The sequence below is a fragment of the Flavobacterium sp. GSP27 genome, from assembly GCF_003970395.1.
In the GTDB taxonomy this organism is placed as follows: domain Bacteria; phylum Bacteroidota; class Bacteroidia; order Flavobacteriales; family Flavobacteriaceae; genus Flavobacterium.
The window spans coordinates 74,029-99,543 of record NZ_RYDP01000009.1 but is presented as its reverse complement, the minus strand read 5'-3'; the positions used below and the strand labels follow the sequence as shown (position 1 = coordinate 99,543).

At 35.5% G+C, this 25,515-nt stretch carries 28 protein-coding genes; 16 read left to right on the top strand and 12 right to left on the bottom strand.

What is annotated here, in order from left to right:
* Window positions 1-83 precede the first annotated feature (83 nt).
* The 8 genes from EKM05_RS09605 to EKM05_RS14405 all read left to right on the top strand — a co-directional run bounded on the left by EKM05_RS09605 (window position 84) and on the right by EKM05_RS14405 (window position 4,336).
* The gene (locus EKM05_RS09605; protein ID WP_126554849.1) at window positions 84-776 is read left to right on the top strand and encodes a response regulator transcription factor; all 693 of its coding nucleotides are present in this window, start codon (window positions 84-86) and stop codon (window positions 774-776) included.
* Between the two features lie 151 nt (window positions 777-927).
* The gene (locus EKM05_RS14410; RefSeq protein WP_156063261.1) at window positions 928-1,104 is read left to right on the top strand and encodes a hypothetical protein; all 177 of its coding nucleotides are present in this window, start codon (window positions 928-930) and stop codon (window positions 1,102-1,104) included.
* 12 nt (window positions 1,105-1,116) lie between these two features.
* Window positions 1,117-1,323 carry a hypothetical protein gene (locus EKM05_RS09600; RefSeq protein WP_126554847.1) on the top strand — a complete coding sequence of 69 codons (207 nt, stop codon included), beginning with the start codon at window positions 1,117-1,119 and terminating at the stop codon, window positions 1,321-1,323.
* Window positions 1,324-1,526: 203 nt separating this feature from the next.
* The gene (locus EKM05_RS09595; RefSeq protein WP_126554845.1) at window positions 1,527-2,168 is read left to right on the top strand and encodes a hypothetical protein; all 642 of its coding nucleotides are present in this window, start codon (window positions 1,527-1,529) and stop codon (window positions 2,166-2,168) included.
* A gap of 40 nt (window positions 2,169-2,208) precedes the next feature.
* Window positions 2,209-2,727, top strand: coding sequence for a redoxin domain-containing protein (locus EKM05_RS09590; protein WP_126554843.1), 519 nt, complete (start codon window positions 2,209-2,211; stop codon window positions 2,725-2,727).
* Window positions 2,728-2,798: 71 nt separating this feature from the next.
* A complete protein-coding gene (locus tag EKM05_RS09585) occupies window positions 2,799-3,617 on the top strand; it encodes a cysteine peptidase family C39 domain-containing protein (RefSeq protein WP_233590899.1) in 819 nt (272 codons plus the stop codon).
* 11 nt (window positions 3,618-3,628) lie between these two features.
* Window positions 3,629-4,051: an ATP-binding cassette domain-containing protein gene (locus EKM05_RS14645; protein ID WP_233590898.1), complete on the top strand. Its 423-nt coding sequence runs from the start codon at window positions 3,629-3,631 to the stop codon at window positions 4,049-4,051.
* 135 nt (window positions 4,052-4,186) lie between these two features.
* Complete coding sequence (locus tag EKM05_RS14405) at window positions 4,187-4,336, top strand: hypothetical protein (RefSeq protein ID WP_158615146.1); 150 nt, start codon at window positions 4,187-4,189, stop codon at window positions 4,334-4,336.
* Window positions 4,337-4,400: 64 nt separating this feature from the next.
* Here EKM05_RS14405 and serB read toward each other — a convergent pair whose 3' ends face one another.
* The 4 genes from serB to EKM05_RS09565 form a co-directional block, all read right to left on the bottom strand.
* On the bottom strand, window positions 4,401-5,633 hold the full coding sequence (gene serB, locus EKM05_RS09580) for a phosphoserine phosphatase SerB (RefSeq protein WP_126554841.1): 1,233 nt from the start codon (window positions 5,631-5,633) through the stop codon (window positions 4,401-4,403).
* A gap of 162 nt (window positions 5,634-5,795) precedes the next feature.
* Window positions 5,796-7,028, bottom strand: coding sequence for an ATP-dependent Clp protease ATP-binding subunit ClpX (clpX, locus tag EKM05_RS09575; RefSeq protein ID WP_126515929.1), 1,233 nt, complete (start codon window positions 7,026-7,028; stop codon window positions 5,796-5,798).
* A gap of 86 nt (window positions 7,029-7,114) precedes the next feature.
* Window positions 7,115-7,789 carry an ATP-dependent Clp endopeptidase proteolytic subunit ClpP gene (gene clpP, locus EKM05_RS09570; protein ID WP_126458632.1) on the bottom strand — a complete coding sequence of 225 codons (675 nt, stop codon included), beginning with the start codon at window positions 7,787-7,789 and terminating at the stop codon, window positions 7,115-7,117.
* 408 nt (window positions 7,790-8,197) lie between these two features.
* A complete protein-coding gene (locus tag EKM05_RS09565) occupies window positions 8,198-9,523 on the bottom strand; it encodes a trigger factor (protein ID WP_126554839.1) in 1,326 nt (441 codons plus the stop codon).
* A 364-nt stretch (window positions 9,524-9,887) separates the two neighbouring features.
* On the opposite strand from EKM05_RS09565, the gene EKM05_RS09560 reads away from it, so the two are divergent.
* From EKM05_RS09560 to EKM05_RS09525, 8 genes are all read left to right on the top strand, one after another.
* Window positions 9,888-10,388 (top strand): antitoxin Xre/MbcA/ParS toxin-binding domain-containing protein, encoded by a 501-nt coding sequence (locus tag EKM05_RS09560; RefSeq protein WP_126554837.1) that lies wholly within the window; start codon window positions 9,888-9,890, stop codon window positions 10,386-10,388.
* Complete coding sequence (locus EKM05_RS09555) at window positions 10,388-10,864, top strand: RES family NAD+ phosphorylase (RefSeq protein ID WP_126554835.1); 477 nt, start codon at window positions 10,388-10,390, stop codon at window positions 10,862-10,864. The genes EKM05_RS09560 and EKM05_RS09555 overlap by 1 nt, the downstream gene beginning before the upstream one ends.
* A gap of 122 nt (window positions 10,865-10,986) precedes the next feature.
* Entirely contained in the window at window positions 10,987-11,256 is a 270-nt protein-coding gene (locus EKM05_RS09550; RefSeq protein ID WP_126458623.1) for a hypothetical protein, read from the top strand.
* Window positions 11,257-11,646: 390 nt separating this feature from the next.
* Window positions 11,647-11,877 carry a hypothetical protein gene (locus tag EKM05_RS09545; RefSeq protein ID WP_066082045.1) on the top strand — a complete coding sequence of 77 codons (231 nt, stop codon included), beginning with the start codon at window positions 11,647-11,649 and terminating at the stop codon, window positions 11,875-11,877.
* Window positions 11,867-12,214, top strand: coding sequence for a type II toxin-antitoxin system PemK/MazF family toxin (locus EKM05_RS09540; protein WP_126455663.1), 348 nt, complete (start codon window positions 11,867-11,869; stop codon window positions 12,212-12,214). The genes EKM05_RS09545 and EKM05_RS09540 overlap by 11 nt, the downstream gene beginning before the upstream one ends.
* 204 nt (window positions 12,215-12,418) lie before the next feature.
* The gene (locus EKM05_RS09535; RefSeq protein WP_126458607.1) at window positions 12,419-13,357 is read left to right on the top strand and encodes a hypothetical protein; all 939 of its coding nucleotides are present in this window, start codon (window positions 12,419-12,421) and stop codon (window positions 13,355-13,357) included.
* A 67-nt stretch (window positions 13,358-13,424) separates the two neighbouring features.
* Window positions 13,425-13,964, top strand: a complete 540-nt coding sequence (locus EKM05_RS09530) for a GNAT family N-acetyltransferase (RefSeq protein ID WP_126455667.1) — start codon at window positions 13,425-13,427, stop codon at window positions 13,962-13,964.
* Between the two features lie 699 nt (window positions 13,965-14,663).
* A complete protein-coding gene (locus EKM05_RS09525; protein ID WP_126554833.1) occupies window positions 14,664-16,115 on the top strand; it encodes an NAD(P)/FAD-dependent oxidoreductase in 1,452 nt (483 codons plus the stop codon).
* A 476-nt stretch (window positions 16,116-16,591) separates the two neighbouring features.
* On the opposite strand, the gene EKM05_RS09520 is transcribed toward EKM05_RS09525, so the two are convergent.
* From EKM05_RS09520 to EKM05_RS09480, 8 genes are all read right to left on the bottom strand, one after another.
* Window positions 16,592-17,410, bottom strand: coding sequence for an MOSC domain-containing protein (locus tag EKM05_RS09520; RefSeq protein WP_126554831.1), 819 nt, complete (start codon window positions 17,408-17,410; stop codon window positions 16,592-16,594).
* A 45-nt stretch (window positions 17,411-17,455) separates the two neighbouring features.
* Window positions 17,456-19,813 carry a multicopper oxidase domain-containing protein gene (locus EKM05_RS09515; RefSeq protein ID WP_126554829.1) on the bottom strand — a complete coding sequence of 786 codons (2,358 nt, stop codon included), beginning with the start codon at window positions 19,811-19,813 and terminating at the stop codon, window positions 17,456-17,458.
* 2 nt (window positions 19,814-19,815) lie between these two features.
* Window positions 19,816-22,350, bottom strand: a complete 2,535-nt coding sequence (locus EKM05_RS09510; protein WP_126554827.1) for a heavy metal translocating P-type ATPase — start codon at window positions 22,348-22,350, stop codon at window positions 19,816-19,818.
* Between the two features lie 58 nt (window positions 22,351-22,408).
* Entirely contained in the window at window positions 22,409-22,630 is a 222-nt protein-coding gene (locus tag EKM05_RS09505) for a hypothetical protein (RefSeq protein ID WP_126554825.1), read from the bottom strand.
* 258 nt (window positions 22,631-22,888) lie between these two features.
* Window positions 22,889-23,617, bottom strand: coding sequence for a DUF3347 domain-containing protein (locus EKM05_RS09495; RefSeq protein WP_126554823.1), 729 nt, complete (start codon window positions 23,615-23,617; stop codon window positions 22,889-22,891).
* 77 nt (window positions 23,618-23,694) lie between these two features.
* Entirely contained in the window at window positions 23,695-24,537 is an 843-nt protein-coding gene (locus EKM05_RS09490; RefSeq protein ID WP_233579257.1) for a hypothetical protein, read from the bottom strand.
* On the bottom strand, window positions 24,506-25,033 hold the full coding sequence (locus tag EKM05_RS09485) for a heavy-metal-associated domain-containing protein (RefSeq protein ID WP_126554821.1): 528 nt from the start codon (window positions 25,031-25,033) through the stop codon (window positions 24,506-24,508). The genes EKM05_RS09490 and EKM05_RS09485 overlap by 32 nt, the downstream gene beginning before the upstream one ends.
* A 6-nt stretch (window positions 25,034-25,039) precedes the next feature.
* The gene (locus EKM05_RS09480) at window positions 25,040-25,510 is read right to left on the bottom strand and encodes a TlpA disulfide reductase family protein (protein WP_126554819.1); all 471 of its coding nucleotides are present in this window, start codon (window positions 25,508-25,510) and stop codon (window positions 25,040-25,042) included.
* Window positions 25,511-25,515: the final 5 nt, after the last annotated feature.

The window sequence follows — 25,515 nt, the reverse complement described above, 5'->3', positions numbered from 1 at the left end:
AAATAATAAAATTAAAACTCTAAAAATATTTGTAAGTATTATCTATTAAGTTAAATTAGCTTTTTTACTAAGTAACCGATTTAATGACAAGACCAAACCTACTCTTAGTTGACGACCATCCTATAACAATTGATGGATACGTCAATATCCTTACTAATCATAATGATACACCAATTGACTTTACTACAGCCTATTCCTGCGAAGAAGCCTTTCTAAAAATCACAAACAGGTTTTTATCGCAAAAAACATTTGACCTTGCTTTTTTGGATATTAGTTTACCTCCTTATGAAGCTAAAAACATTCAAAACGGCATTGACCTAGGAGCACTAATTCGTCAGTATTTCCCTAAATGCAAAATCATCTTATTGACAATGCACAGTGAACCTTTGTTAATACATAATGCCATTAAAAAAATTAACCCGGAGGGGTTTATTTTAAAAAATGATATTAATGCACTCTCCTTAGTAACGGCATATCTGTCGATAATGCAAGGACACAAATTTTATAGTGCCACCATAACCAAAGTTCTCAGTCAGGCCATTCTCAAAAAATTAAATTTTGATGCAATTGATTGTCAAATTTTGGAACTAATTTCTAGAGGAATAAAAACCAAAGATATGACGAAACACCTAAATCTTTCGCTTAGCGCCATCGAGAAAAGGAAAGCGGCTATCAAAAACAAACTGTTAAAAGACAAAAGATCTGATAAAGAACTTATCGAACAAGCTATAAAATTGGATTACTTTAAATTCATTAATAAAACCGTATATTTTTAACATAAAAACCGTAAGCTGTCTTAAGATAAAGGAAGTAAGTTTGAAAAAACCTAACAAGATAAAATTAAGTGCACGTAATTAAAGATTTCGTTAGTAAACTATTATTAACCAATTAAATTATAACTTTATGAAAAAATTAGAATTAAATCAGATGGAAAGTCTGGAAGGGGGAGTTAAATGTTCTCACAAATGGGCAGGTTTTTGGGCAGGTGCAGTCACTTACAGCTGGCTGGCAGGTCCAGTGGCTGGTTTAGCAATCTCATCAGTTGCAGTTGTTGGCTGGATGGCTACAGAGATTGGATGTGGTGATGGAGGAAGTTTTAATTAAATATTTAGAATTATGAGAACTTTAGAATTAAAAGAACTAGAATTAGTATCAGGTGGAAGTTGGATAGATTTTGCAGATGGCTTTTGTATGGGTATGTCTGCTGGTGCTGGTTTAGTGAAGTTAGGAATCATAGCAGCTACAGGCACAGGAGCATCTATAGCGGGTGGAATTTTATTAGCTTGCGGAACCTATGGTGCAGTCAGGTGGGCAACTAGTTAAAATGTAATTTATCAAACAATAATCTCTTAAAAAAATAAGAGATTATTGTTATACACAAAATAATTCCAATCAAATGAAAAAAATTTATAGTATAATTATAGTTTTTATTTTAGTTTCAATATACTTTGCTAGTAAAGATAGTCTAGGAAAAAATATGTGTTTTTTAATCACTGCTTGTTTGCTTTTATTTTCATTTTTAAAATATGATGAGCAAAATAAAAAGTAAGTATATTTTTCTAATTTTAACTTTATTAACTTTATTTAGTGGATATATTTTACAATCTATTTTAAATGTTGATAAATTAATATTTTCAACTCTTGGAGAAAATTTATCTAATGCAGAATTAGAAAATTTAATGGATTTTCAAAATAAGTGGGAATGGGTATCTTATTCAATAATCCCGTTGTTTCTATTAATCAAAAGTTTATTAATCACTTCTGCACTTTATATTGGAACTTTTTTTTACGGCAAAATAAAAGTAACATTTTTGCAAATATGGGATGCAGTACTAAAATCTGAGTTTGTTTTTATATTGGTCCCTCTATTTAAAATCATCTGGCTTTATTTTTTTCAAACAACTTACACCCTTGAAGATATCCAAAATTTTTTCCCATTATCAGCATTAAACATTGTCGGTTATAAAGGATTAGAACCTTGGTTGATTTATCCTTTTCAAGTTCTTAACGTGTTTGAGTTGGCCTACTGGCTCATTCTTGCTTATTTTATTGGCAAAATTACGGAGACCAATATGGATCGTGGTTTAAAAATTGTGGCTTCTAGTTATGGTAGTGCTTTATTACTATGGGTAGTAGTGATTATGTTTTTTACTTTGAATTATTCCTAAGCCCCTACTCCCCCAAAAAGGGGAATTGATATTTTAAACTATGAAAAAATACCTTAAAATAATAATACCACTAGTATTTGTAAGCTTACTGGCTTTTATGGGTTACAAAATAGTTGCTAAAATCAACCATAAAAAAGAGATCGCAGCAAACATAAAAACCATTCCCGCTTTTCAATATCAGAATTTAAAGGGAGAATCCTTTTCCAATAAAAATTTAAAAACGGACACCCCTACAATTTTTATTTATTATAATAGTGAATGCGAGTATTGTAATGAAGAAACTAAAATGATTCAGGGAAGCGTATATAAATTTAGACCTTACCAACTTGTCTTTATTTCATTTGAGAAACCAGAATTGATAAAAACATTTGCTCAAAAACACAATCTTTTAAATTATGATAACATTCATTTTGTTTGTGATACTAAAGTTTCTTTCGCTACTACCTTTGATGTTCAATCTTTGCCTTGTTTAGTTTTATACGATAAAAACCAACAACTAATTGAGAAGATAAAAGGGCAAACCAAAGTAGAAACAATTTTGAAGAAATTAACTCCTTAATCCCAAAGAGGAAGCACAAATCTTATTGCATACTATTGATAAACGAATGTTTATTAAAGAACCAAGATAAAATGAACCAAAAACATATCGAAAAAACCCATACATTGCAGCTGGATCAGTCTGATTGTGGTGTTGCTTGCTTATTGTCAATCTTAAAACTATATGGTGGCCTACAGTCTATAGAAAAGTTACGCGAATTAAGTGGAACTACTAAACAAGGAACAACAATGCTTGGTTTATATCAAGTCGCTAATCAATTGGGGTTTACCGTTGAAGGTTGCGAGGCCGATATAAAAGCACTTATTGATCATAAACAACCGGTAATCCTCCACGTTGTGATAGAAGAACAGCTACAACATTATGTAGTGTGCTATTACTATGATGAACAAAAAGGATTCTTGATTGGCGATCCGGGCAAAGGAATTTATTATGTATCGATTACTGCATTAGACAAAATTTGGGTTTCAAAAAGCTGCTTAACATTAGCCCCCAATGAAGATTTCGTGAAAGAAACCGCAGTAAAAAACGCTAAAAAAAAGTGGTTCTTAGATCTATTGGAACCTGATTACAAACTGCTCTGGATCAGCGTCATGCTTGGAGTGTTTGTGGCTAGTTTAGGAATGGCAATGTCTTTATTTTCTCAAAAACTAATTGATGACATTTTGCCATCCCATAATATCAATAAACTAATTTCCGGAATTGTATTATTGGCTATATTGCTTTTGGCACGAGTTGGTATTTCAGTGCTGAGAGAATTTTTTCTGTTGCAACAATCTAAAGATTTCAACAATCGCATCAACAGTCAATTTTTCTCTTCGTTATTGCATCTTCCAAAACCGTTTTTTGACACTCGAAAAATAGGGGAATTAGTATATTTAACGGGAATGTAATTGACAATATTTTGTTAGGTTCAAATGATAGTCCCGCAAACATTATCGCTTTCCTTACTGAATATGGCTTTGATACTTATTTTAATCAATTACCACAAGGATTGACTACAATAATTGGTGAAGAAGGCATTAATTTGTCAGGAGGGCAAAAACAAATCATAGCCTTAGCACGAGTCCTATATAAAAAACCACAACTTTTAATTCTTGATGAAGCCACCTCAGCAATGGACAGGAACACTGAGAATTTCTCAATGGCATTATTAGCAAAAATAAAACCCAACTGTGCTGTTTTCTTTATTTCTCATCGTTTAAATACCTTAAAAAAAATAGCAGATAGAATTTATGTCCTCGAGAATGGCACTCTCTCGACAAAGGGAAATCATGAAAAGTTAATGGAAACTGCTAATTTTTATAGTGATTATTGGCAAGAGTAACATTAATTGCGTATATTGATTGTCAATGAACGCCCAACCTGTGTGGACAACACAAAATTCCGAGACTTTCTAACCAAAGAGATTATTTAGAACAACTGAAAAGCATGCAGTTTCAAAGCGTATAAAAATGATGAGATGAAAAAAATTCTTTATATCCTGTTGACAGGAATTTTCTTGAGTTCCTGCGGACCACATAGAATGCGTTGTGGCGCCAGAGGAATTTGTAAATCTTCCGAAAAACAAACACTGGAAAAACCTGAAAAAATATTTACCGTTAAAGCATAAAAAAGGCTGTCCAAAAATCACTTTTTGGATAGCCTATTTTTATAATTATTAAAGTATTTTACTCCTAATCCATCATATCAATATGCCTGTCGTGATAGCCTAACAGATACAAAACACCGTCGAGACCCAAGCTGGAAATAGAACTTTCTGCTTTTTCTTTTACCGTTGGTTTGGCATGAAAAGCAATTCCTAAACCTGCCAGATTCAACATCGGCAAGTCATTGGCACCATCACCAACTGCAATAGTTTGGTTGATATGAATGCCTTCCTTATCAGCAATCGCCTGAAGGTATTCCGCTTTCTTTTTACCATCCACAATTTCACCTAAATAGTTACCTGTCAATTTTCCGTCTTTAATTTCCAATTCATTCGCATGAACATAATCAATACCTAATTCTTTTTGCAGGTACTTCCCAAAAAACGTAAAACCTCCGGACAATATAGCGGTTTTATAACCGTAATATTTCAAGGCCTTCATCAAGCGATGTGCTCCTTTAGTAATAGGCAGATTCTCAGCAACTGTTTGCAGTACCTCTTCACTCAAGCCTTCAAGCAAGGCCATGCGTTGCTTGAAGCTTTCGCTAAAATCGATTTCACCATTCATGGCTGCTTCTGTGATTGCTCTAACTTGCTCTCCCACACCCGCTAACTCTGCCAGTTCATCAATTACTTCGGTTTGAATCAGCGTCGAATCCATATCAAAACACACCAAACGGCGGTTTCTTCGGTACATATTATCTTCTTGAAAAGAAATATCCACATCTAACGTTCTGGAAATTTCCATAAAACTGGCGGTCATAAACGTTTTGTCGACAATCGTTCCTGTAACCGACAATTGTATGCACGAACGAGGGAATTCTTCTTTCTCAAGAATAGATACCCTGCCGGTTAATCTTTTAATTGCATCAATATTCAAATTTTGGTTGGATAGTATTTTGGTTACTCCCGCCAATTGTACAGCCGTTAAGGTTTCTCCTAAAACATTGATGGTGTAGCGTTGTTTGCGCTGCGCTTTGACCCAAATTTCGTAATCTGCAATGGATATAGGAATAAACTTGACTTTGACACCCAATTCGTATGCTTTAAATAACAAGTCTTTTAAAACTGGACCAGAAGAAGAACCCGCTTTTATTTCAAATAAAATACCTAAAGAAAGCGTATCATGAATATCCGCTTGTCCAATATCTAAAATAATAGCATCATAAGTAGCCAAGATGGATGTTAAACCAGCAGTGACTCCCGGTTTATCTTGTCCAGAAACTTTTAATAAAATTACCTCTATCTCGTCTTTTTGCATCTTATATATAATTGATTTAGAATGTACAAAAATCGACAATCTGACGTTGATAAAAAATAATAATGTTCCTTTTTTTGAACAATAACAAATAGTGTAATTTCCCCATAAAAAAACCTGTTCAAATGAATGAACAGGTTTATATTTTTAAGAAAAATGCATTTTTTACGATGCAATCTCCAAACGCTTCAATAAATTTTTATTCAACGTTTCTTTAGCATAAGTTACGTCAATTTCTAATACTTTATCATCAGAACTAGGCAATTCATACATCGCATCGGTCAAGATAGCTTCACATAACGAACGCAATCCACGAGCGCCTAATTTATATTCTAATGCTTTATCAACAATAAAATCCAGTGCTTCATTGGTAATCGTGAATTCAACATCATCCATCAAAAACAACTTCTCGTATTGTTTGATTAACGCATTTTTAGGTTGTGTCAAAATTGCACGCAAGGTTTCTCTATCTAAAGGATCCATGTGCGTCAAAACTGGCAAACGACCAATAATCTCTGGAATCAAACCAAAATCTTTGATATCCTTTGGAATAATGTATTGCAACAAATTGTCTTTGTCAATATTGTCCACATTTTTTGAAGTAGAATAACCCACCGCTTGACGGTTCAATCGTTTCGAAATTATTCTTTCGATTCCATCAAAAGCACCACCGGCAATAAACAAAATGTTTTGTGTATTTACCTCCACAAATTTTTGGTCCGGGTGCTTGCGTCCTCCTTTTGGTGGTACATTCACAACCGTTCCTTCCAATAATTTCAATAATGCTTGTTGCACCCCTTCTCCGGAAACATCTCGCGTAATAGAAGGATTGTCACTTTTACGTGCAATTTTATCTATTTCGTCAATGAATACAATGCCGCGTTCTGCTTTGGCAACATCATAATCAGCAGCTTGTAAAAGACGTGTCAAAATACTTTCGACATCTTCCCCAACATAACCTGCTTCAGTAAGAACTGTCGCATCAACAATCGCTAAAGGCACATCCAACATTTTTGCAATGGTTTTAGCCACCAATGTTTTTCCTGTTCCAGTTTGTCCCACCATGATGATGTTACTTTTTTCAATCTCAACCTCATCGTCTAATTGCTGTTGCATCAAACGTTTGTAGTGATTGTAAACCGCAACCGACATCACCTTTTTAGTTTGATCTTGTCCAATCACATATTGATCCAAAAACGCTCTGATTTCTTTTGGTTTCTTTAAAATCAAATCTCCAACCAGCTTTGAACTTCCACTAGATTTTATTTCTTCAAGAACAATCCCGTGCGCTTGTTCAATACATTTATCACAGATATGTGCATTGATCCCAGCTATCAATAATTGGGTTTCTGGCTTCTTTCTTCCACAAAACGAACATTCTAATACTACTTTTGCCATTCTTTTAAGTCTAAAGTCAAAAGTCGTAAAGTCGAAAGTTCCTAGCATTGCTTTAGACTTTCGACCTTAGACTTTCGACTATATTTTTATCCTCTTACTAAAACTTCATCAATCATTCCGTATGCTTTTGCTTCTTCGGCGATCATCCAATAATCACGTTCGCTATCCGTATGAACCTTATCGAAAGTTTGTCCGGAGTGGTGAGAGATAATTTTATACAACTCATCTTTAAGTTTCAACATTTCACGTAAGTTGATTTCCATATCCGTTGCTACTCCTTGCGCTCCACCTGATGGTTGGTGAATCATTACTCTTGAATGTGGCAATGCCGAACGTTTTCCTGCTGCACCGGCGCATAAAAGCACTGCTCCCATGGAAGCTGCCATTCCGGTACATATGGTTGCTACATCTGGTTTAATGTATTGCATCGTGTCATAAATTCCTAATCCTGCGTAAACGCTTCCTCCTGGAGAGTTCAAATAAATTTGAATATCTTTAGAAGCATCGGCACTTTCAAGGAACAATAACTGTGCTTGAACGATGTTTGCAATTTGGTCATCAATTCCTGTTCCAAGGAATATAATTCTGTCCATCATCAATCTGGAGAAAACGTCTAATTGTGAAATATTCAACTGACGTTCTTCAATGATATAGGGAGTCATGTTTTTAGGAGTCATTGCGCCTACGATTTTATCGTAATACATAGAGTTTACGCCGTGGTCCTTTGTAGCAAATTTTTTAAATTCTTTACCGTAGTTCATATTTTTTTGTTCTAAGTTTTACGTTATATCTTGTCTATTTCTTTTAATGCAAAGGTCATACCTATTTACAAATGATGTCAATATGTCTTATTTGTAGCCCAGATGGGAGTAAAAAGCTTTTTGAATTCCGTTTTTAAGTTTTTTTATTCTTGCAAAGCGACTGAAAGAAGCTCTTGCAGGAATTTAAAAAACTAAAACGGAAGAAAAAACTTGTAACGTACAGCTGGATTGGCTCCCGCAACTAATTGAAACAAAAGAGCGTCAAAAAATATTTTTTCTGACGCTCAAATATACTTATTTTTTATTGTTTTGCATTTGTAATAGAATCTTAAAATTTGAAACAACTAACGAAATTGTTTCCGTCTTTTCAACTTTTGACTTTATGACATTTGACTTTACGACTAAAATTTATTCTCCGTAAGACGCTGCAATAAATTCGTCATACGTTACTTCTTTAGTGGTAGGATTTGCTTTTTCTTTGAATAATTCCAATAATTTATCAGCAACAACTTGGTCCGAAAGTCTTTTCACTTCGTCTTGGTTTGACAAAACTCTTGCTACAATTCCTTGAACTTCTTCGTCAGTAGGATTTGTTTGTCCGAATTGTGCCATTTGCTGACGGATGTTTTTTGTAGTGAATGTTTTCAAGTCTTCAAAAGTGATTTTGATGTCCGATTGAGCCATAGCTCTACCTTCGATCAATTGAAAACGCAATCCTTTTTCAGAACGTGCATATTCAACTTCAGCCTCCTCAGGAGATAATTTTTTCTCCCCTACAGTTTGCAACCATTTTTTAAGGAATTCAGAAGGTAAATCAAATTTGGTGCTTTCGATCAAAAATTCCGTTACATCCCCTAATAATTTTTGATCCGCTTGTTGCGCAAATTGAGTTTCGGCATCTTCTTTGATTTTCGCTTTCAATTCTTCAAGTGAAGAAACAGTTCCAGCACCAAACAATTTGTCGAACAATTCTTGGTTCAATTCTGCTAATTCAGCCGTGTTGATCGCTTCGATTGTGAAGTTCACTTCAACCTCTAATCCGTGAACGTCATCATGACTTACTTTCATCACGTCCATCAATTGGTGGTCGTCTTCAAATAAACCTTTAGTATTTACAGTCACAACATCTCCTGCTTTTTTACCGACGAATAAATCAAAAGTCGCTTTGTCTTTAAAAAGATCAGCAGCAATAGTGGTCGCGTTATTAATTCCTTTTTCTTCGTTTGTAAAAGTTCCCGTTACATCTGAATCTGCAGCAACAACTTCTTGAGGAATTGCAGTTCCAAATTGTTTTTGGATTCTTTCCAACTGGCCTTCAATCATTTTATCATCCGCTGAAACCACATATTTAACGATGTCATTTTTAGCTTCAAGATCCAATTCGAAATTAGGAACCAATCCTATTTCATATTCAAAAACCAATTCTTCAGCACTCCAATCAAAGTCTTCGTTTACTTTAGCAAGCGGCGTTCCAAGAAGGTTTAATCTTTCTGATTGTACGAAACGCTCCAAAGCTAAATCTACCACTTTTTGAACTTCTTCCTGTTTGATTGCTTTACCGTATTGTTTTTCAACAAGATCTTTAGGCACAGCTCCTTTTCTAAATCCTTTAACCGTTGCCAAAGGCATTTTTTCGTTTATTCTTTTTGCAACTTGTCCTTTGTAATCCATGTGAACAACAGTCATTACAATTGTTTCCGTCACAGCGTCTATTGCTACTCTTTTGATATCCATCTTCTTCTTTAATTTACATAATAAAATTGGACTGCAAAATTATAAAATTTTTGCAACCCAAACAAGTTTTTAGTCCCGAACCTTCGGGATTGAATTTTAGGCAGTTATTTGACAAAATCACAGGTTAAAAAAGGAAAATAATTTGGGCGTGTCCCTCCGTAAAAACTACGGGTCAGGCTGTGCGTTATAATCTTTTATTGCGCTTCGCTTCATAAAAGGATTTTCACTGCCATCCTTCACGCGGGCCGAGGTTTTTATGAATATAAAATTGCTTTGAAATTTTGAAGAATTGGTGATAATTATATCGAAATTTTTTCGTTTAAACAACAAAAATATTGTATGTTTACAGTAAATAAGTTGCATTATGGGGAAAGTCACACGTAGAACAAAGCCGTTCGACACTAAAAGAAGTGTCCAAAAAGCATCTGGTAATGCTGTAAATATTAGAAAATCTTTATTGACTTCCGATGGCAAGGAATATAAATGGAGCAATAAGCTTGAGCGCGTTAGTATCATCAGAGCTGGCATTCCATATGATTCAATTGAATTAATTAGCAAAAGGCTTAATAATCCCATAAAGTCAGTTCTGGCAATAGTTGGGATTCCACAAACTACATATAATAAGAAAAAAAGTGAACATTTACTTTTGGACAGTAGAAATAGTGAATTAGTGATTCTAATTAACGAGTTAATTGACTATGGCTTAGAAGTTTTCAATAACGAGGAAGAAAAATTTCAACGCTGGTTAAAAAAACCTAACTTGTCTATTGGGGGAAGTTCACCTGAAAATATGCTTGACACAATAACAGGCATTAACGAGGTTAAGTTTAGTTTGAATCGCTTAGAATTCGGAAATTTAGCGTAATGATAGTATTTAGAATTGAACGTGAAAAATATTTAAGTACTACGTTAAATGGAATAGGCGCGTCGATTTCTGAAGGTTATCGCTGGAATAGTCTTAATACTCGAATTGTTTATACTGCTGAAACTAGAGCTCTGGCAACATTGGAAGTTTCTGTTCATTTAGATTTAAGCGAGGATTTACCCGATGATCGTTTTTATGTCGAAATTGAAGTACCCGATGAAATTACTATACAGGAAGTAAAGCTGGAAGATTTACCAAATGATTGGAATTCAAAACCACCATCTTTAACAACTCAAACCATCGGTGATGATTTCGTAAATTACAATGAAGCTGCCATTTTAAAAGTCCCTAGTAGTATCGTACCAAAAGAATTTAATTATTTAATAAACCCTGTTCATCCAGATTCATCAAAAATTAAGGTCGTTAGCACTTCAAAAATGATGTTTGATCAGCGATTAAAAAGTGTAAAAGAATAAATTACCGTTAACAGCTGGCAAAGCTCGGCAAAGCATTCATTAAAACAATAAATTTGTCGTACAAGCCATAAAATCCTAACAAAACCAGTTGTACAACTTACCAATAATTAAAATTAAATAGATTGACAAAGAATTTAAAATATCTTATTTTCCTTTTTCTGGCTTTTGGTCTGATGGTAAATGATGGTGCTTTAGATTCTCAATCAAATTCAGCAGATTATTATCAATTCTCGAACGTAATTCTAAGACGAGAATTAAACTGTAAGCGTTCAAAATTATACGTGTTCCATCAGATAAAACCAGATGGCTCGGAAATAAACTCAGTTTTCTCCTTAACAGATAGCGCGGTTTTGCAAACCGTGCCCATTCCAATTGGTAATTATAACACTTAGTCGGTAGGGAGCCGAAGAAATAAAGCTAACAAAACCATAAAAAAAACTGACATTAAAACGTAAAAAAGCTATCCCGCTTTAAGGATATAGCTTTTCTGACTTGTTTTATCTGCATTCGTTGGCGGGCACGGTTTGCAAAACCGCGCTATCCTTAGTGACACTATATCTGATAGGTCGGACTGTTTTATTTTAATAATCATAAAGCGAGTTTTGCCAGAACGAGTTTTAATTGTAGTTTAAATAACATATATTTACTCACTGTTTAACCAAATACAGTTCGTTTAGAGGGTTTTAGACGAACTGACGTTGTGCGACATGCGAAAAAAAAAATCGTACTAAACAACTTCATGTCTAAAAAAGATATACCTTTGTGATATCAAATTAAAACATATGAAAACAGTATCACTTAAAATAGATGATTCAATTTTCGGAGAAACCGAAAAAATTCTTTCAAGAATCAGTATTCCTAGAAATAGATATATCAACGAAGCAATTGAATATTATAATAAAGTACAGAAAAGACAAATTTTAGAAAAAAGACTTAAAGCCGAATCCGAATTAGTCAAAAAAGATTCAATGAACATTTTAAAAGAATTTGAAAAAATTGACTATGCAGATTAATCAATACGAAATTTGGATTGCTGACTTGAATCCACAAATAGGAACTGAGGCAGGTAAATCTAGGCCTGTTCTAATTGTTCAAACAAATTTGCTGAATAAAGTATCGCATCCCTCAACAATCGTTTGTCCAATAACTACAAACGTTGAAGATGATTCTGATATTTTAAGAGTTCATATTAAAAAGGGAATGGCAAATTTACATGAAGATTGCGACATAATGATTGATCAAATTCGAGCAATCGACAACAAAAGATTATTTAAAAAAGTTGGAAAATTGCCAACCGATTTAATTGAAAAAATAAAAGAAAATATTGCGATTATCATGGACCTAGAATAAGCACGATCGCACAACAGCCATTTGGCAAGATTGCGAATTTTGTGGTAAATTCACTTATACGTTTCGCAAGAAATTTTATCTTTAATGGAAAATATAAAGTTCCGAACTTCGCAACTGACGAGAAGCGGCGGAACTTTATATGATAGCTTAATCTCCTAAAAGAGAAGCTATAGTAGAAGCGAGAAAAACTTTGAAAAATATTCTATGAATAAAACAACTAATACACTGTTACTACTATTTTTAGCAGTCTTTATTTTATCCTGCCAGAATAACAAAAAAGTTCATACAGAGGTAAAACAAGTAAATCAAGATAGTTTAAAACTTCGTGAAATCATTGCTCAGAAGAAAAAATTTTTCCTTCAATATTGGGGAGGAATGACTACTAGTGAATTTCGTGAAGTAAATAAATTTTTGGTGTCTGAAGGGAAGTTGTCACATATCAACGAACAAGACAAGTACTATTATCAGGTGGAAAATTGCGGAACAGAGTTCTATCCTTATTTTGCGGACGGGAGATTATACGAAATCACATTATCGGCATCAGAATGTCTATACAAATTATTCCAAGAAAAATACAAATTACCTGCTCTAAAGAAAATAACTTACCAAGAAAAATCTGTTTGGGAGGACAATCCTAAATATAGCCCCGCAATGTCATATCTTGATGAAAATAACAAGTTAATACGATTACCAAATGCTTTTATAGATAGTTCTAATCTAGCAGGTTTAAAGGACGAAGAAAATAAAGGTATTAGTAGTGAAATGTACGTTCTACAGCAGGATTCAATTTCAGTTAAAACCTCTACCGCCGACATAATAATTTCACAACATCTTGAACAAAGTCAAATACACAAACCAAGTATAGAGTATTCTTTAGATAAGAGTCCTGAAATGGCTAAATATAGAAAAAGTGATGAGGGTGATAAGATGCTAGGTGGTTTATTTGCTACAAAACAATCAAGTTTTATTAACACAAATTCTAGATTTAGGAAAGTAATACCAAACACTGAGAACATTATCTACATAAGGTATATTTCAACGGAATACAAACATAAAAGAAAGTTGGATAATGACAAAAACGACGAACAACAAAAACTCTTAAAACAAAAAAAAGCTGAAAATGAAGCTATCAAGGAAATATAATATAACAGAGGAGTTAAGAAAAACTGAAGATTTCACCCAAAATTTTAAAATTAGAATAAAACCAAAAATGAATAACTTAAATTTTAATACGGAAAGATTGAATTTGCGAACAATCGCGGAAAGTGACATTGATAACATTCACAAATTACATAGTTTGGCTGAAATTGATGAATTTAATACATTAGGAATTCCAAATAATATTAACGAAACCAAAATTATTGTCGAAAATTGGATTTTTAACAATAATTTGGAGAATAACAAGCATTTCTCTTTTGCGGTCGAATTAAATGGAGAAAAAGAATTTATCGGATTAATTGGAATAAATTTAGGAAAAGAAAAGTATAGAAATGCTGAAGTTTGGTTTAAATTTGATTCCAATTATTGGAATAAAGGTTATGCTACAGAAAGTTTAAAAAAAATAATAGCTTTTGGTTTTGAAACATTAAAACTTCACAGAATTGAGGCAGGTTGCGCGATCGGAAATATTGGCTCAATAAGTGTTTTAGAAAAAGTTGGAATGTCAAGGGAAGCGCATACAAGAAAATTGCTACCTCTAAAATCAGGTTGGTCTGATAATTATGGATATGCCATTTTATGTACTGATTAAAAATAAAAATCCCCGCTAGCGCAAGCGCAATGTCATTAAGTTAAGATTTTATACCAGTTCCGAAAAGTGTTCATTCAAAGCATAACTTTGTCGTAAAAGCTACGCAAAAGTCTCTGACTTTGCGCCCACAATAATGAGCAAATAATAAATTGATGTAAAGAGTTACCGGCATATAATTAAAATTAATTCAGAACTACCCGAACCAGATGGCTCGGAAATACACTAAATTTTCTCCTTAACAGATAGCGCGGTTTTGCAAACCGTGCCCATTCCAATTGGTAATTATAACACTTAGTCGGTAGGGAGCCGAAGAAGTAACGCTAACAAAACCATAAAAAAAACTGACATTAAAACGTAAAAAAGCTATTCCGTTTTAAGGATATAGCTTTTCTGACTTGTTTTATCTGCATGCGCCGGTGGGCACGGTTTACAAAACCGCGCTAACCTTAGTGACACTATATCTGATAGACCTGGAAATTTTAAAACCAAATTATTAGTTGGACAAAAGAATGACCTCAATGCTACATCCTGTCTATTCAAAAATAAATCTGTCGTTTAATCCTAATAAAAAACCCTTCTTTTTCACTTCAAAAGGTTTTCATAGCAATTACAAACACCGTTATTTAAGAAAAAGTAATGGTGTTTTTTTATTGCTACAATTTTGTATTTTGCAACAGCATTTAATTCTAAAATAAAAACATGAATACTAATCATATCGATATTATTATAATAGGAGCGGGTTTATCCGGTATAGGCGCTGCGTGTCATTTGTCACGTAAAAATCCAGACAAAAACTATGTTATTTTAGAGGCAAGAGCGGAACTTGGAGGTACCTGGAGTTTGTTTCAATACCCTGGAATCCGTTCCGATTCGGATATGTATACTTTTGGGTATTCCTTCAAAACATGGGAGGATCAAAAGTCTTTCGCCGACGGACCTTCTATATTAAAATACCTGAATGAAGCCGCAGACGAATATAAAGTGCGAGAGCATATCATCTACAATCAACGCGCTCTTTCTTATAACTTCGATACAGAAAAAAAATCATGGACGGTCACTACCGTAAATACCGTCACGGAAGAAGAAACAGTTTATAGGTGCCAGTTTATCTTTAGCTGTAGCGGCTATTATAATTATAACAAAGGGTACACTCCTGAATTTAAGGACCAATCCCGTTTTGAAGGTAAAATTGTCCACCCGCAAAAATGGCCTGAAAAATTAGATGTCGCCAATAAAAAAGTGGTTATAATTGGCAGCGGCGCCACCGCTGTAACCATCCTTCCGGAGCTTGCCGCCGAAGGTGCACAAGTTGTTATGCTGCAACGATCGCCAACCTATATTGCTGCTTTACCCAATAAAGACAAAATTGCTGCTCGCCTCAAAAGGCTGTTTCCAAAAAAAGTAGCTTATAGACTGATTCGTTATAAAAATATTTTCTACGCTATTGTCTTTTTTAATCTGTGCAAGTTCTTTCCAGAGGCAATGAAAAAATTCATTATAAAAGGGGCTGAAAAGGCTTTGGGTAACTTTCCCGTGGACCCTCATTTTATACCTAACTACAATCCTTGGGAACAACGTTTTTGCATTGCGCCAAACGGAGATTTTTTTAGAGCCATCGGAAAAGGGAACGCAGCGGTAGTTACGGATCATATCGATTGTTTTTTAACAAACGGAATTTTACTAAAATCGGGGAAGACACTGGCCGCCGACATTATAATCACCGCAACCGGACTTGATTTAGTGGCGTTTGGAGGCGTAAGAATTCAACTGGATTCGCAACCTTTTGATGTTTCTAAATCTTTTGTCTATAAAGGCCTCATGTTAAGCGACCTGCCCAACTTCTTTATTTTTGTTGGCTATACCAATGCTTCGTGGACGTTGAAAAGTGACCTTACCAGCGAATATATATCTCGGGTTTTAAATTATTTGGACAAACACCATTATAAAGCGGTGCAGGCAAAAGTAGTCGAGACAAATTTAAAACCGGTTCCACTACTTAACCTGAATAGCGGCTACATTAACAGAGCAGCGAATACGCTTCCTAGTCAGGGAAACAAAGCACCTTGGCGTATTTACCAAAATTATGTGCTGGATTATAAAATGCTTCGCTTGGATGCCGTTAAAGACAAACGACTTACGTTTTTCAAATAAAGGAGGTTCAAGAGTACAGTAAAGAATTAGGCACTAATAATCCGGAAGTAAACGGTCTTCGAGCTCCAAAATCCTAATAAAACCTGAGAGCGTTCAACAACATATCAATAATGCAAATTAAATAGATTGTCAAAGTATTTAAAGCACGTTTAGAGCAATCTAAACGCCCAATTCTTTGGCTAAAAGAAAAAATATGCTATTATTACTGCATTGATGATTGGAAGGTCAAACGGAATGAACGTGGGAGACCATACGATTAACGGAAACCAAAATCATACGGAACAAAAACATAAAAAAGATTGATTTGATTGCTTGTACATACGTTGACACACAAGACATGAACAAGAATAGTATTAGCGGGTTGATCTGCAGCGTCTCCCGACTATTAATACTATTTCAGTAAGCAATAAATTTGAGTAAGAAATCTGGAAACTTAGTCAACGGATTACCTCATATTCACGAAAAGAAAAGGCCATTTAAATAGAAATCAAAATGGTAATAGCATCACCAACAGCAACAAGACCAGTTCCAGAACCGATCAAGTTTTGTCCAAACAACACATTATTTCCCGATGTCCTGTATTTTGCCAAAGTCCGCAAAGGATCTTTTCCTGATGTCACTCCTTTTTCTTGGTCTACAGTTGTCATTACGCATCTCCCGCAAGGTTTCACTCCAAAAAAAGTCAGCTCACCTATTGTGAATTCTTTCCAAGAATCCTCTTCATAAGCATCACCACCTGTAACAACAAAATTAGGTCGAAACCGATTCATCGGCAGTGCTTTTTTTAAACGGGAATTCAAATCATCCAATGACGATTGACCAATCAACAAAAAAGGATAGCCATCCGAAAAAGAATTAATATCAGCTTGCGTAACGGCATATTTAGCCTCTACTTTTCGGTGACTTTCCTCAGGCATGTATACCAAACGAGCCGAAAATCCCAATATTCGAGAAAACCAATCTGAAACAACTGAATCTACTTCATACACCTGAATGGAGTCCTCCCAGACCATCACATCAATTTTAGTTTCGGCTTCCGAAAAAGATTGCTGCAGCGGAAATTGTATTGTTTCTAACTGCATGCGATGTGTAATCTTCAGGAAATTCCCTATAATTTCAGGTAGAAAAAGAGCTAATTCCGGATGTTCCCTTTGCGACAGAAACATTCCGTTTTCATCAATCAACAACCAACGGCGGTCGTGTTCCAAACCACGATCGGTCACTTGAGCTTTTTGCAATTTAATTCCACCTAATGATTTTACAGGATAAATCCAGATTTCTGAAAGTTGTACCATAGCACTCTATTTTTTCCAAAATTACAAAAACAAAGTATTCCGTTTTTAATAATTCAAACTCAATCCAAAACCCATTCCCATATCGCTGTCATAATGCGTGGTAATTCCAAAATTTCTCTTGACTATATACCGCAATCCCGCCATGTATTCTTTGTCCGTATTCCACATTAAATTCATGCGCAATCTTTTAGAAACCGGAATATCCATGCGTTCAAATTGCAACCTGAAATTCCCGTCGGTATACACTTCGGCTTGCGCTTTAATCAGCATTGGCATGGTATATTCGACTCCGGCACTAAAAACGGCGCGATTGTCTTTGGTATTGGTTTGCCCAAAAAGATTCTCTTCCATTGCTCCCATTTCCATTTTTCGATACCGCCAGTCAAAACCAATAAATGGCATTAGCCACTGCATTTTCCCTAAATATCGTCCAATATGCGTTTCCGTTTCATACCCGTGATGATCGGTATAACCCAAACGCCATTCGGTACCAATACTCCAACGCGTGTTTTGAATCATCAGCATTCCATCGTTCCCATTGGTGGCAAAATCATTTTCAGCCATCACATGGAAGGCTCTGTCATCGGCAAATAATTTGCGTTGCGCTAATTTTGGATTTGGAATCAAAGGATTGGGCTCTTGATTTTCATAACTAAAAACGCGACCCATTCCCGCCATCATGTGATAGAGAATGTGACAATGAAAAAACCAATCGCCTTTGACATTCGCATTAAACTCAATCGTATCGGTTTCCATCGGCATAATATCGATGATGTTTTTCATGGGAGCGAACTCTTTCTGACCATTCAGGACTCTAAAATCATGCCCGTGTAAATGCATCGGGTGGCGCATCATGGAACCATTGAAGAGTACAATTCGAACATTCTCTCCTTTTTTAATTAAAATTTTATCGGCTTCAGAAACCACTTTATTGTCCAGACTCCACACGTAGCGATTCATATTTCCTGATAATTCAAACCGCAGTTCTTTTGTCTCCCCAGCCCCCGAAGGGGGAGTTGGAAGCGTTGTTTTAGTAGGTGATTTCAGCATGGCATAATTTAAGGTAGTAATATCAGATAATGCATTACTATTATAATCTTCCTCCGTCATTTTCATACCATCCATCTTCGGAGCGGTTGCCTCCATTTTCATTTTTCCCATATCATGAGACGAATGATCCATCTCCACTTCTTGTTGTGTTCCTTCTTTAGAATCTATAGGCCCCGTGATTTCAGGATACATTACTACATTCATATCCATTTGGTTCAGTGACATTTTCATTCCCATATCATCTAAATCGCCATTCATTTTCATCATGCCGTTCATCATTTTCATTCCTTCAAAATATTTTAATTTTGGCAAAGGCGACATCAGTTGCTTGATTCCATCTCCTAAATACAACGAAGCTGATTTAGTTCTATCCTCCGAAGTAACTAAAAATTCATACGCCGTTTTATCTGCTGGAATCGTTACAACAACATCATACGTTTCAGAAACAGCTACGATTAATCGGTCGACTTCAACTGGTTCCACATCGTTTCCATCACTGGCCACCACGGTAATTTTTCCACCGGCATACGTCAGCCAAAAATAAGTAGAAGCGCCACCATTGGCAATCCGCAACCTCACTTTATCTCCCGCTTTGAACTTCCTCAACCCAGACCCCTCTTCAAAGGAAAGGGGAGAAGAAACGCCATCTATTTTACTTTCATTTTTGCCGTTGATCAAAAACTTATTGTAATACACATCGCTTACATCCATCGCATTCATTCGTTTCCATTCGTTGGTAATTTTTGTCTTAAAATGTCCTGCTTTTATGGCTTCGGCATAGCTCTGGGTAGTTCCTTTTTGAATTGCAAACCAATCGGTTGCATTGTGCAGCATCCGATGGACATTTTTTGGATTTAAATCCGTCCATTCACTCAAAATGATTGGAACGGTTGGTAAATCATCAATTCCTGCTCTAAAAGTTGGATCCTCATTTCGTTTGTTCATAACAAAGGAACCGTACATCCCAATTTGTTCCTGCAACCCCGTATGACTGTGGTACCAATGTGTTCCGTGTTGAATAATTGGAAACGTATATTTATGGGTGGTATGCGGTTTTATTGGCATTTGAGTCAAATAAGGCACGCCGTCTTCTTTATTGGGTAAAAACAATCCGTGCCAATGCAGTGAAGTATCTTCATTTAATTCATTGTGTACATAAATTTCGGCAATATCGCCTTCGGTAAACGTGAGTGTCGGCATCGGAATCTGTCCGTTTACGGCAATCGCTCTTTTGGGTGTATCGCCAAAAGTGACAATCGTATCCCGAACATATAAATCATACCGAACTATTTTTTGCGCTTCAGCATTCCAAGCAAAAAGCAAGAGTATAATTATTATGGAGTATTTTTTCATAATTAAAATTTTAAATTACGCAATCGCAACGCATTTGCAATTACTGAAACAGAGCTAAAACTCATGGCCAAAGCCGCAATCATTGGCGAAAGCAACACGCCAAAAAACGGATACAAAACACCCGCTGCAATTGGAATTCCAAGCACATTGTAGAAAAAGGCAAAGAATAAATTTTGCTTAATATTTCGCATCACCGCATGACTTAAGTTTTTGGCTTTGACTATTCCTTGCAAATCGCCTTTCACTAACGTTATTTTGGCACTTTCGATAGCCACATCTGTTCCTGTTCCCATGGCAATTCCTATGTCGGCTTGTGCCAAAGCCGGCGCATCGTTGATTCCATCACCTGCCATGGCTACAATTTTTCCTTCGGCTTGCAATCGTTTAATTTCTTTGAGCTTGTCTTCAGGCAAACAACCCGCTTTATACGAACTCAAATGCAACTCCTGAGCCACTGCTTTTGCCGTATTTTCATTATCACCGGTAAGCATGATTACCTCAACTCCCTGACGCATCAGTTCTTTTATAGCTGTGACGCTTGTGGCTTTGATGGCATCTGTAATCGAGACAAATCCCACCGCAATTCCGTCAATTGAAATATAAGAAACCGTTTTTCCGAGTTTCTGTTCGGCGATAATTTTATTTTCTAATTCTTCGGAAATCGTGGCATTTACCTGCTCCATCAATTTTTTATTTCCGAGTGCCACTTTTTTATCGACTACGGTTCCAATAACTCCTTTGCCGGAAATCGCTTCAAAATCCTTGACTTCGATTAATGAAACTGCTTTCGCTTTCGCAAAATTGACTACGGCTTGCGCCAAAGGATGTTCGCTATACTGATTTAAAGAAGCAATACTTTGCAACAAAGAATCTTCTTCATTATTTAAAGAGAATACTTTTTCAACAGAAGGCTTTCCTTCCGTAATGGTTCCTGTTTTATCGGTAATCAGCACATTTACTTTATTCATATTCTCTAACGCTTCGGCATTTTTTATCAAAACTCCAGATTGCGCTCCTTTACCAACACCAACCATTACGGACATGGGCGTGGCCAATCCCAAGGCACACGGACAAGCAATAATTAATACTGCAATCGCATTGATAAATCCATACACCATTGCGGGTTCAGGACCAAATTGTGCCCAAACAAAAAAAGTGATTATGGAAACCCCAACTACAATTGGCACAAAATATTTAGCGATTCTGTCCGCTAGTTTCTGGATTGGTGCTTTAGACCTACTGGCAGTGTTGACCATTTGTATAATTTGCGAAAGCACCGTTTCCGAACCTACCTTTTCAGCAATCATCACAAAGGATTTATTGCCGTTAATGGTTCCGGAGCTAATACTATCGCCTGTTTTTTTATCTACAGGAATGGGTTCACCTGTTATCATCGATTCATCAACAGTACTTTCTCCATCGGTAATTTTGCCATCCACCGGAATTTTATCTCCTGGTTTTACCCGCAATAAATCTCCTTTTTTGATATCATGAATCGAAATCACTTTATCCCCTTCATTGCTAACCAAAACAGCTTCGGTTGGCGCTAACTTCAATAATTCTTTTATCGCTCCACTGGTTTGACTGTGCGCTCTAGCTTCGAGTAATTGCCCCAATAAAACCAAAGTTAATATCACCGTTGTAGCCTCAAAATAAAGATGAACCGCTCCGTTATCCGTTTTAAATTCATCCGGGAAAATAGCGGGAAAAAACAATCCAACCAAACTAAACAGAAAAGCGACTCCAGAACCAATTCCAATCAACGTAAACATATTGAGATTCCAAGTAACAATGGATTTCCATGCACGCTCAAAAAACATCCAACACGCATAAAAAACGACAGGAAGTGAAAATAATAATTGTACCCAATTCCACTTTTCTAAATCCATAATTTTCATTATTGGATTATTCGGAATCATATCTGACATGGCAATAATAAAAATGGGAACTGTAAAAACTACCGCTATTTTCATTTTGCGGACTAAGTCATTGTACACTTTGTTTTCTTCAGAAGCGGTGGGTTCCATTGGTACTAAATCCATTCCGCAAATGGGACAGGAACCGGGACCGTCTTTGATTACTTCGGGATGCATCGGACACGTGTACCTTGTTTTTGCAACACTCAATTCGGGAACTTTTTCCAGATTCATTCCGCACACAGGGCAACTTCCCGGTTTATCATAGACTTTTTCCCCCTCACAATGCATCGGACAATAGTATTTGCCTTGCTCAGTAGCGGGTAAAATTACGGTTGATTTCTCTTGTGGTTTATTCGAACTGCAACATGACTTCTCAATTGGTTTTTCAGTAATTCCATGAGAATCAACACCAGTATTCATTTCTATGGTGTAGTTTCCAGCGCCAGTTAAAACCTCTTGTAATTGAACTGTGGAAATGTGTTGATCCATTGTTATAGTCGCTATTGGCGGATTCAAAGTAACTGTCGCTTGAATTCCATCAATAACATTCAATGTTTTTTCTACTTTGGAACGGCAACCGTCGCAAGACATTCCAGTGACTGTATAAGTATGTTTCATAATGTTGAATTTAAAAAAAATCGGTTCTATAAAAGTATAGAACCGATTTAAAAAAACTTTAATGTTGATGATTCTCTTCTTTTGTATCACTTGCTTTTGGAGTCATCTGCATCCCACATTTTGGATATTTTACAGATTTATCACTCATTTCTTTCGGGTGCATTGAACAAGAATACATTGCTTTATGGGTTTCCTTTTGGGAAGATTTCACCGCTTCTTGAGCTGATGCTATGGAATTCACTGCTAAGAATACGCTTAGTACGATAATTAATGTTTTCATTTTTTCTATTATTAAAATATTTAGCTAAACATTCATTGCTACTAAACAAAGGTACATAACCTTCTATTTTAACTTGTTGTAGAATTTTGGAAATGATTTATAAGTTTTACAACCTATCAATTTGCAATCTGTTATTTTCTACTAATTCGACTTCTCCTAACTTCACCGAAACAGGAAAAATCCCAAGTTTTTCGAGCTCGGATTTCACAACCATTATACAGCGACCACAAACCATATTTTTGACATAGAATTTCATCGCTATTGAACGGTTCCTATTCTCCTGCCACAATTTAGCATCTCCGCACCAAAATAGGGATTAATCACGTCTTGGGTTTCACTGATCCAATACCCGTTTTTTCCTGCTCCATACATGGGACAGTAATCCTGATATACGGTTTGTTTGGTTCCAAAGGCTTTTATCAAATCAAAAACATCTTTGCTCAATAACGAAAAATACGTTCTTTGATGCTCCATTTTACCGGCATTATCCCCAATATGTTTGACATTTACTTTGGCATCCGCCACAAAAGCATTGTATTTATTTTTTAATTTGGTGTCTAATGAAGTTGCGCTGGAACTATTCAATATAGTATGCAAATCTTTTGCCGCGATGGCTGCTCCTTTTGAATCGTCTTTGGTTAATGCATTTTTAATTTTGAGATAATTAGATACAATAGCATCGGTTGGAAAAGTCATTTTATCAGCACTCTCCGTTTTGAGCACAGCACCGGATTTTGCCCTGTTTTCAACAGGAGTTAGCTCTTTTTCAGTAGGGATTGTTTGCACCACTTTCTCGGTTAATTCCATCCCGCATTCTGAACATTCTCCACCGGATGCACCAGTAACTTCCGGATGCATCGGACAGGCATATAATTCCGTAGCTTTTTCTGTTTTTTCAGAACTTGTAGCTGCTGCTTCTTTGTTTTTCTGGTCACAGGAAACCGTCATAAATACCGTTATTAAGGACAAAAACATTATTTTTTTCATTGTATTTTTTTTATAATTACAAATTTACTTTTATTTAAAATCAATTATTCATTGTTATAAATCTAAGCTTTATCTATTTATTTTATGATATTAAAAAAATTATATTCTAAATTTAAATAAATTCCATTGGGTGCTGTACGCATCATAGAACTCATAATTTCCCTCCGGTAAGCCAAATCCAAACGGGCTTGACTATTGAAAATAAATTGTATTGCCGGAACCACATCAAGATACGATTTTCCATTTTCATTGATCGTTTGCCCAACAAATTCAACCATCAGGTTAATATTTGTTTGTTTAAAACTGGTGTATTTTTTGGGATACATCAGTTTGCCAAAAGACAAGGTATAATTCGTGGCGTTATTGCCTAATTCACTTGGAAAAGGATAATTTGGTTTATTATCAAATGCCTTTTCAAAACTTACCGACGAACTAATTGCTACTTTTTTTATCAGTTTCGTGGCTACTAATCCGGTCTCAAAACCCGTATTGTGCCCCATTATTTCAATTTGATCCTGATGAATATCTGCGTTATTAAAACTATACCTTCCAAAAGCAGCCAAACGAAAATGACTGTTTAAATCATCTGTCGAGAAAAACCGGTATTTAGCATAAAAACCACCTCCTTCTGTAACCAATTGACTGTTTCTATTACTGACAAATGCGGTAGCCCTAACCATCAAATTTTTATTCAAACCATAGGTTACTTCCGGCATCAAATGATAGTTGTACTCTTCACTAAATTGCTCCTCAAAAAGGGATTGTGACAGTCTTACACTCAATGAATTTGCAGGGATATTACTGGCTGGGTCCGTAACAACAAATAATTCTTGGGCTTGCATTTGAGCCGATATCAGGAATAGGACAGCAAAGCGTAAATAACTCATATTAAATTGTTTTAAGGTGAAAATTATTTTCATTTTCAACCATATAACTAGGGTATTTCGACAATGTTTTAAGTGTTTTTTTATACTCTTTTTGAGTAACAAAACCTTTATCAACCACTTTTAACTTTGTTTCCCCGTTCATTGTCTTTGCTTTCACATCAACAAATATAAAGGTGTGTTGACCCTTTTTCAATGCTAGGTTGTCTTCTATTTTTAAATTATCGAAAGCCATTGTCAACACCATGGATCCCACAAAAAAACCAGCTTTTTCGACACTCGTTTTTAAAGTTTTTGGACTTATTGAATTATTTTCCTTCAAATAAACGGTAAACGTATTCGTATTTAGATCTGTACTGACGCTGTCTACTTCAGTCATGGCCTTTAGCTGTTTGTTAATTGCATTGGAACACATGGAACACGTTAAACCCGTTGCAATTATGTCTGCTTTTGAAATTTGAGAATAGGACTTCATGCTTGCCATCAAAACCAAACAAGCAATACCAATGAATTTTATATTTATATTTTTCATCTTATTTTATTTTTTTATTTGCATTAAAATTTGTTCTTCTGTTGGATTTACAGCAACCAGTTTCCCTGTTGCATCAAAAAGATAGGCACTAGGCAACTGCTCTACGCCAAAGACTAAAGCCGATGGCGCATCAAACCCTTTGGGATCAATCAACTGCTCATATTCTAATTTGTCTTTTTGAATGGCACTTATCCATTTCGCTTGATCCGTATCCAGGGATATCCCTATAATTTCGAAATTTTCTGTTTTATACTGATTGTAAAAAGGCACCAGCTTTTTATTGGCCATTCTACACGGTGCGCACCAAGAAGCCCAAAAGTCAATTAAGACGGTTTTCCCTTTTACAGAAGCCAAACTTACAGTGGCCTCTTTATTATTTTTAAGTTCAAAATCAGGTAAATTATCTCCAATTTTCATCTGGGCATTAGCCGTTGAAAAACTGATTATTACACTTACTACCAGAATTATTTTTTTCATTTTAT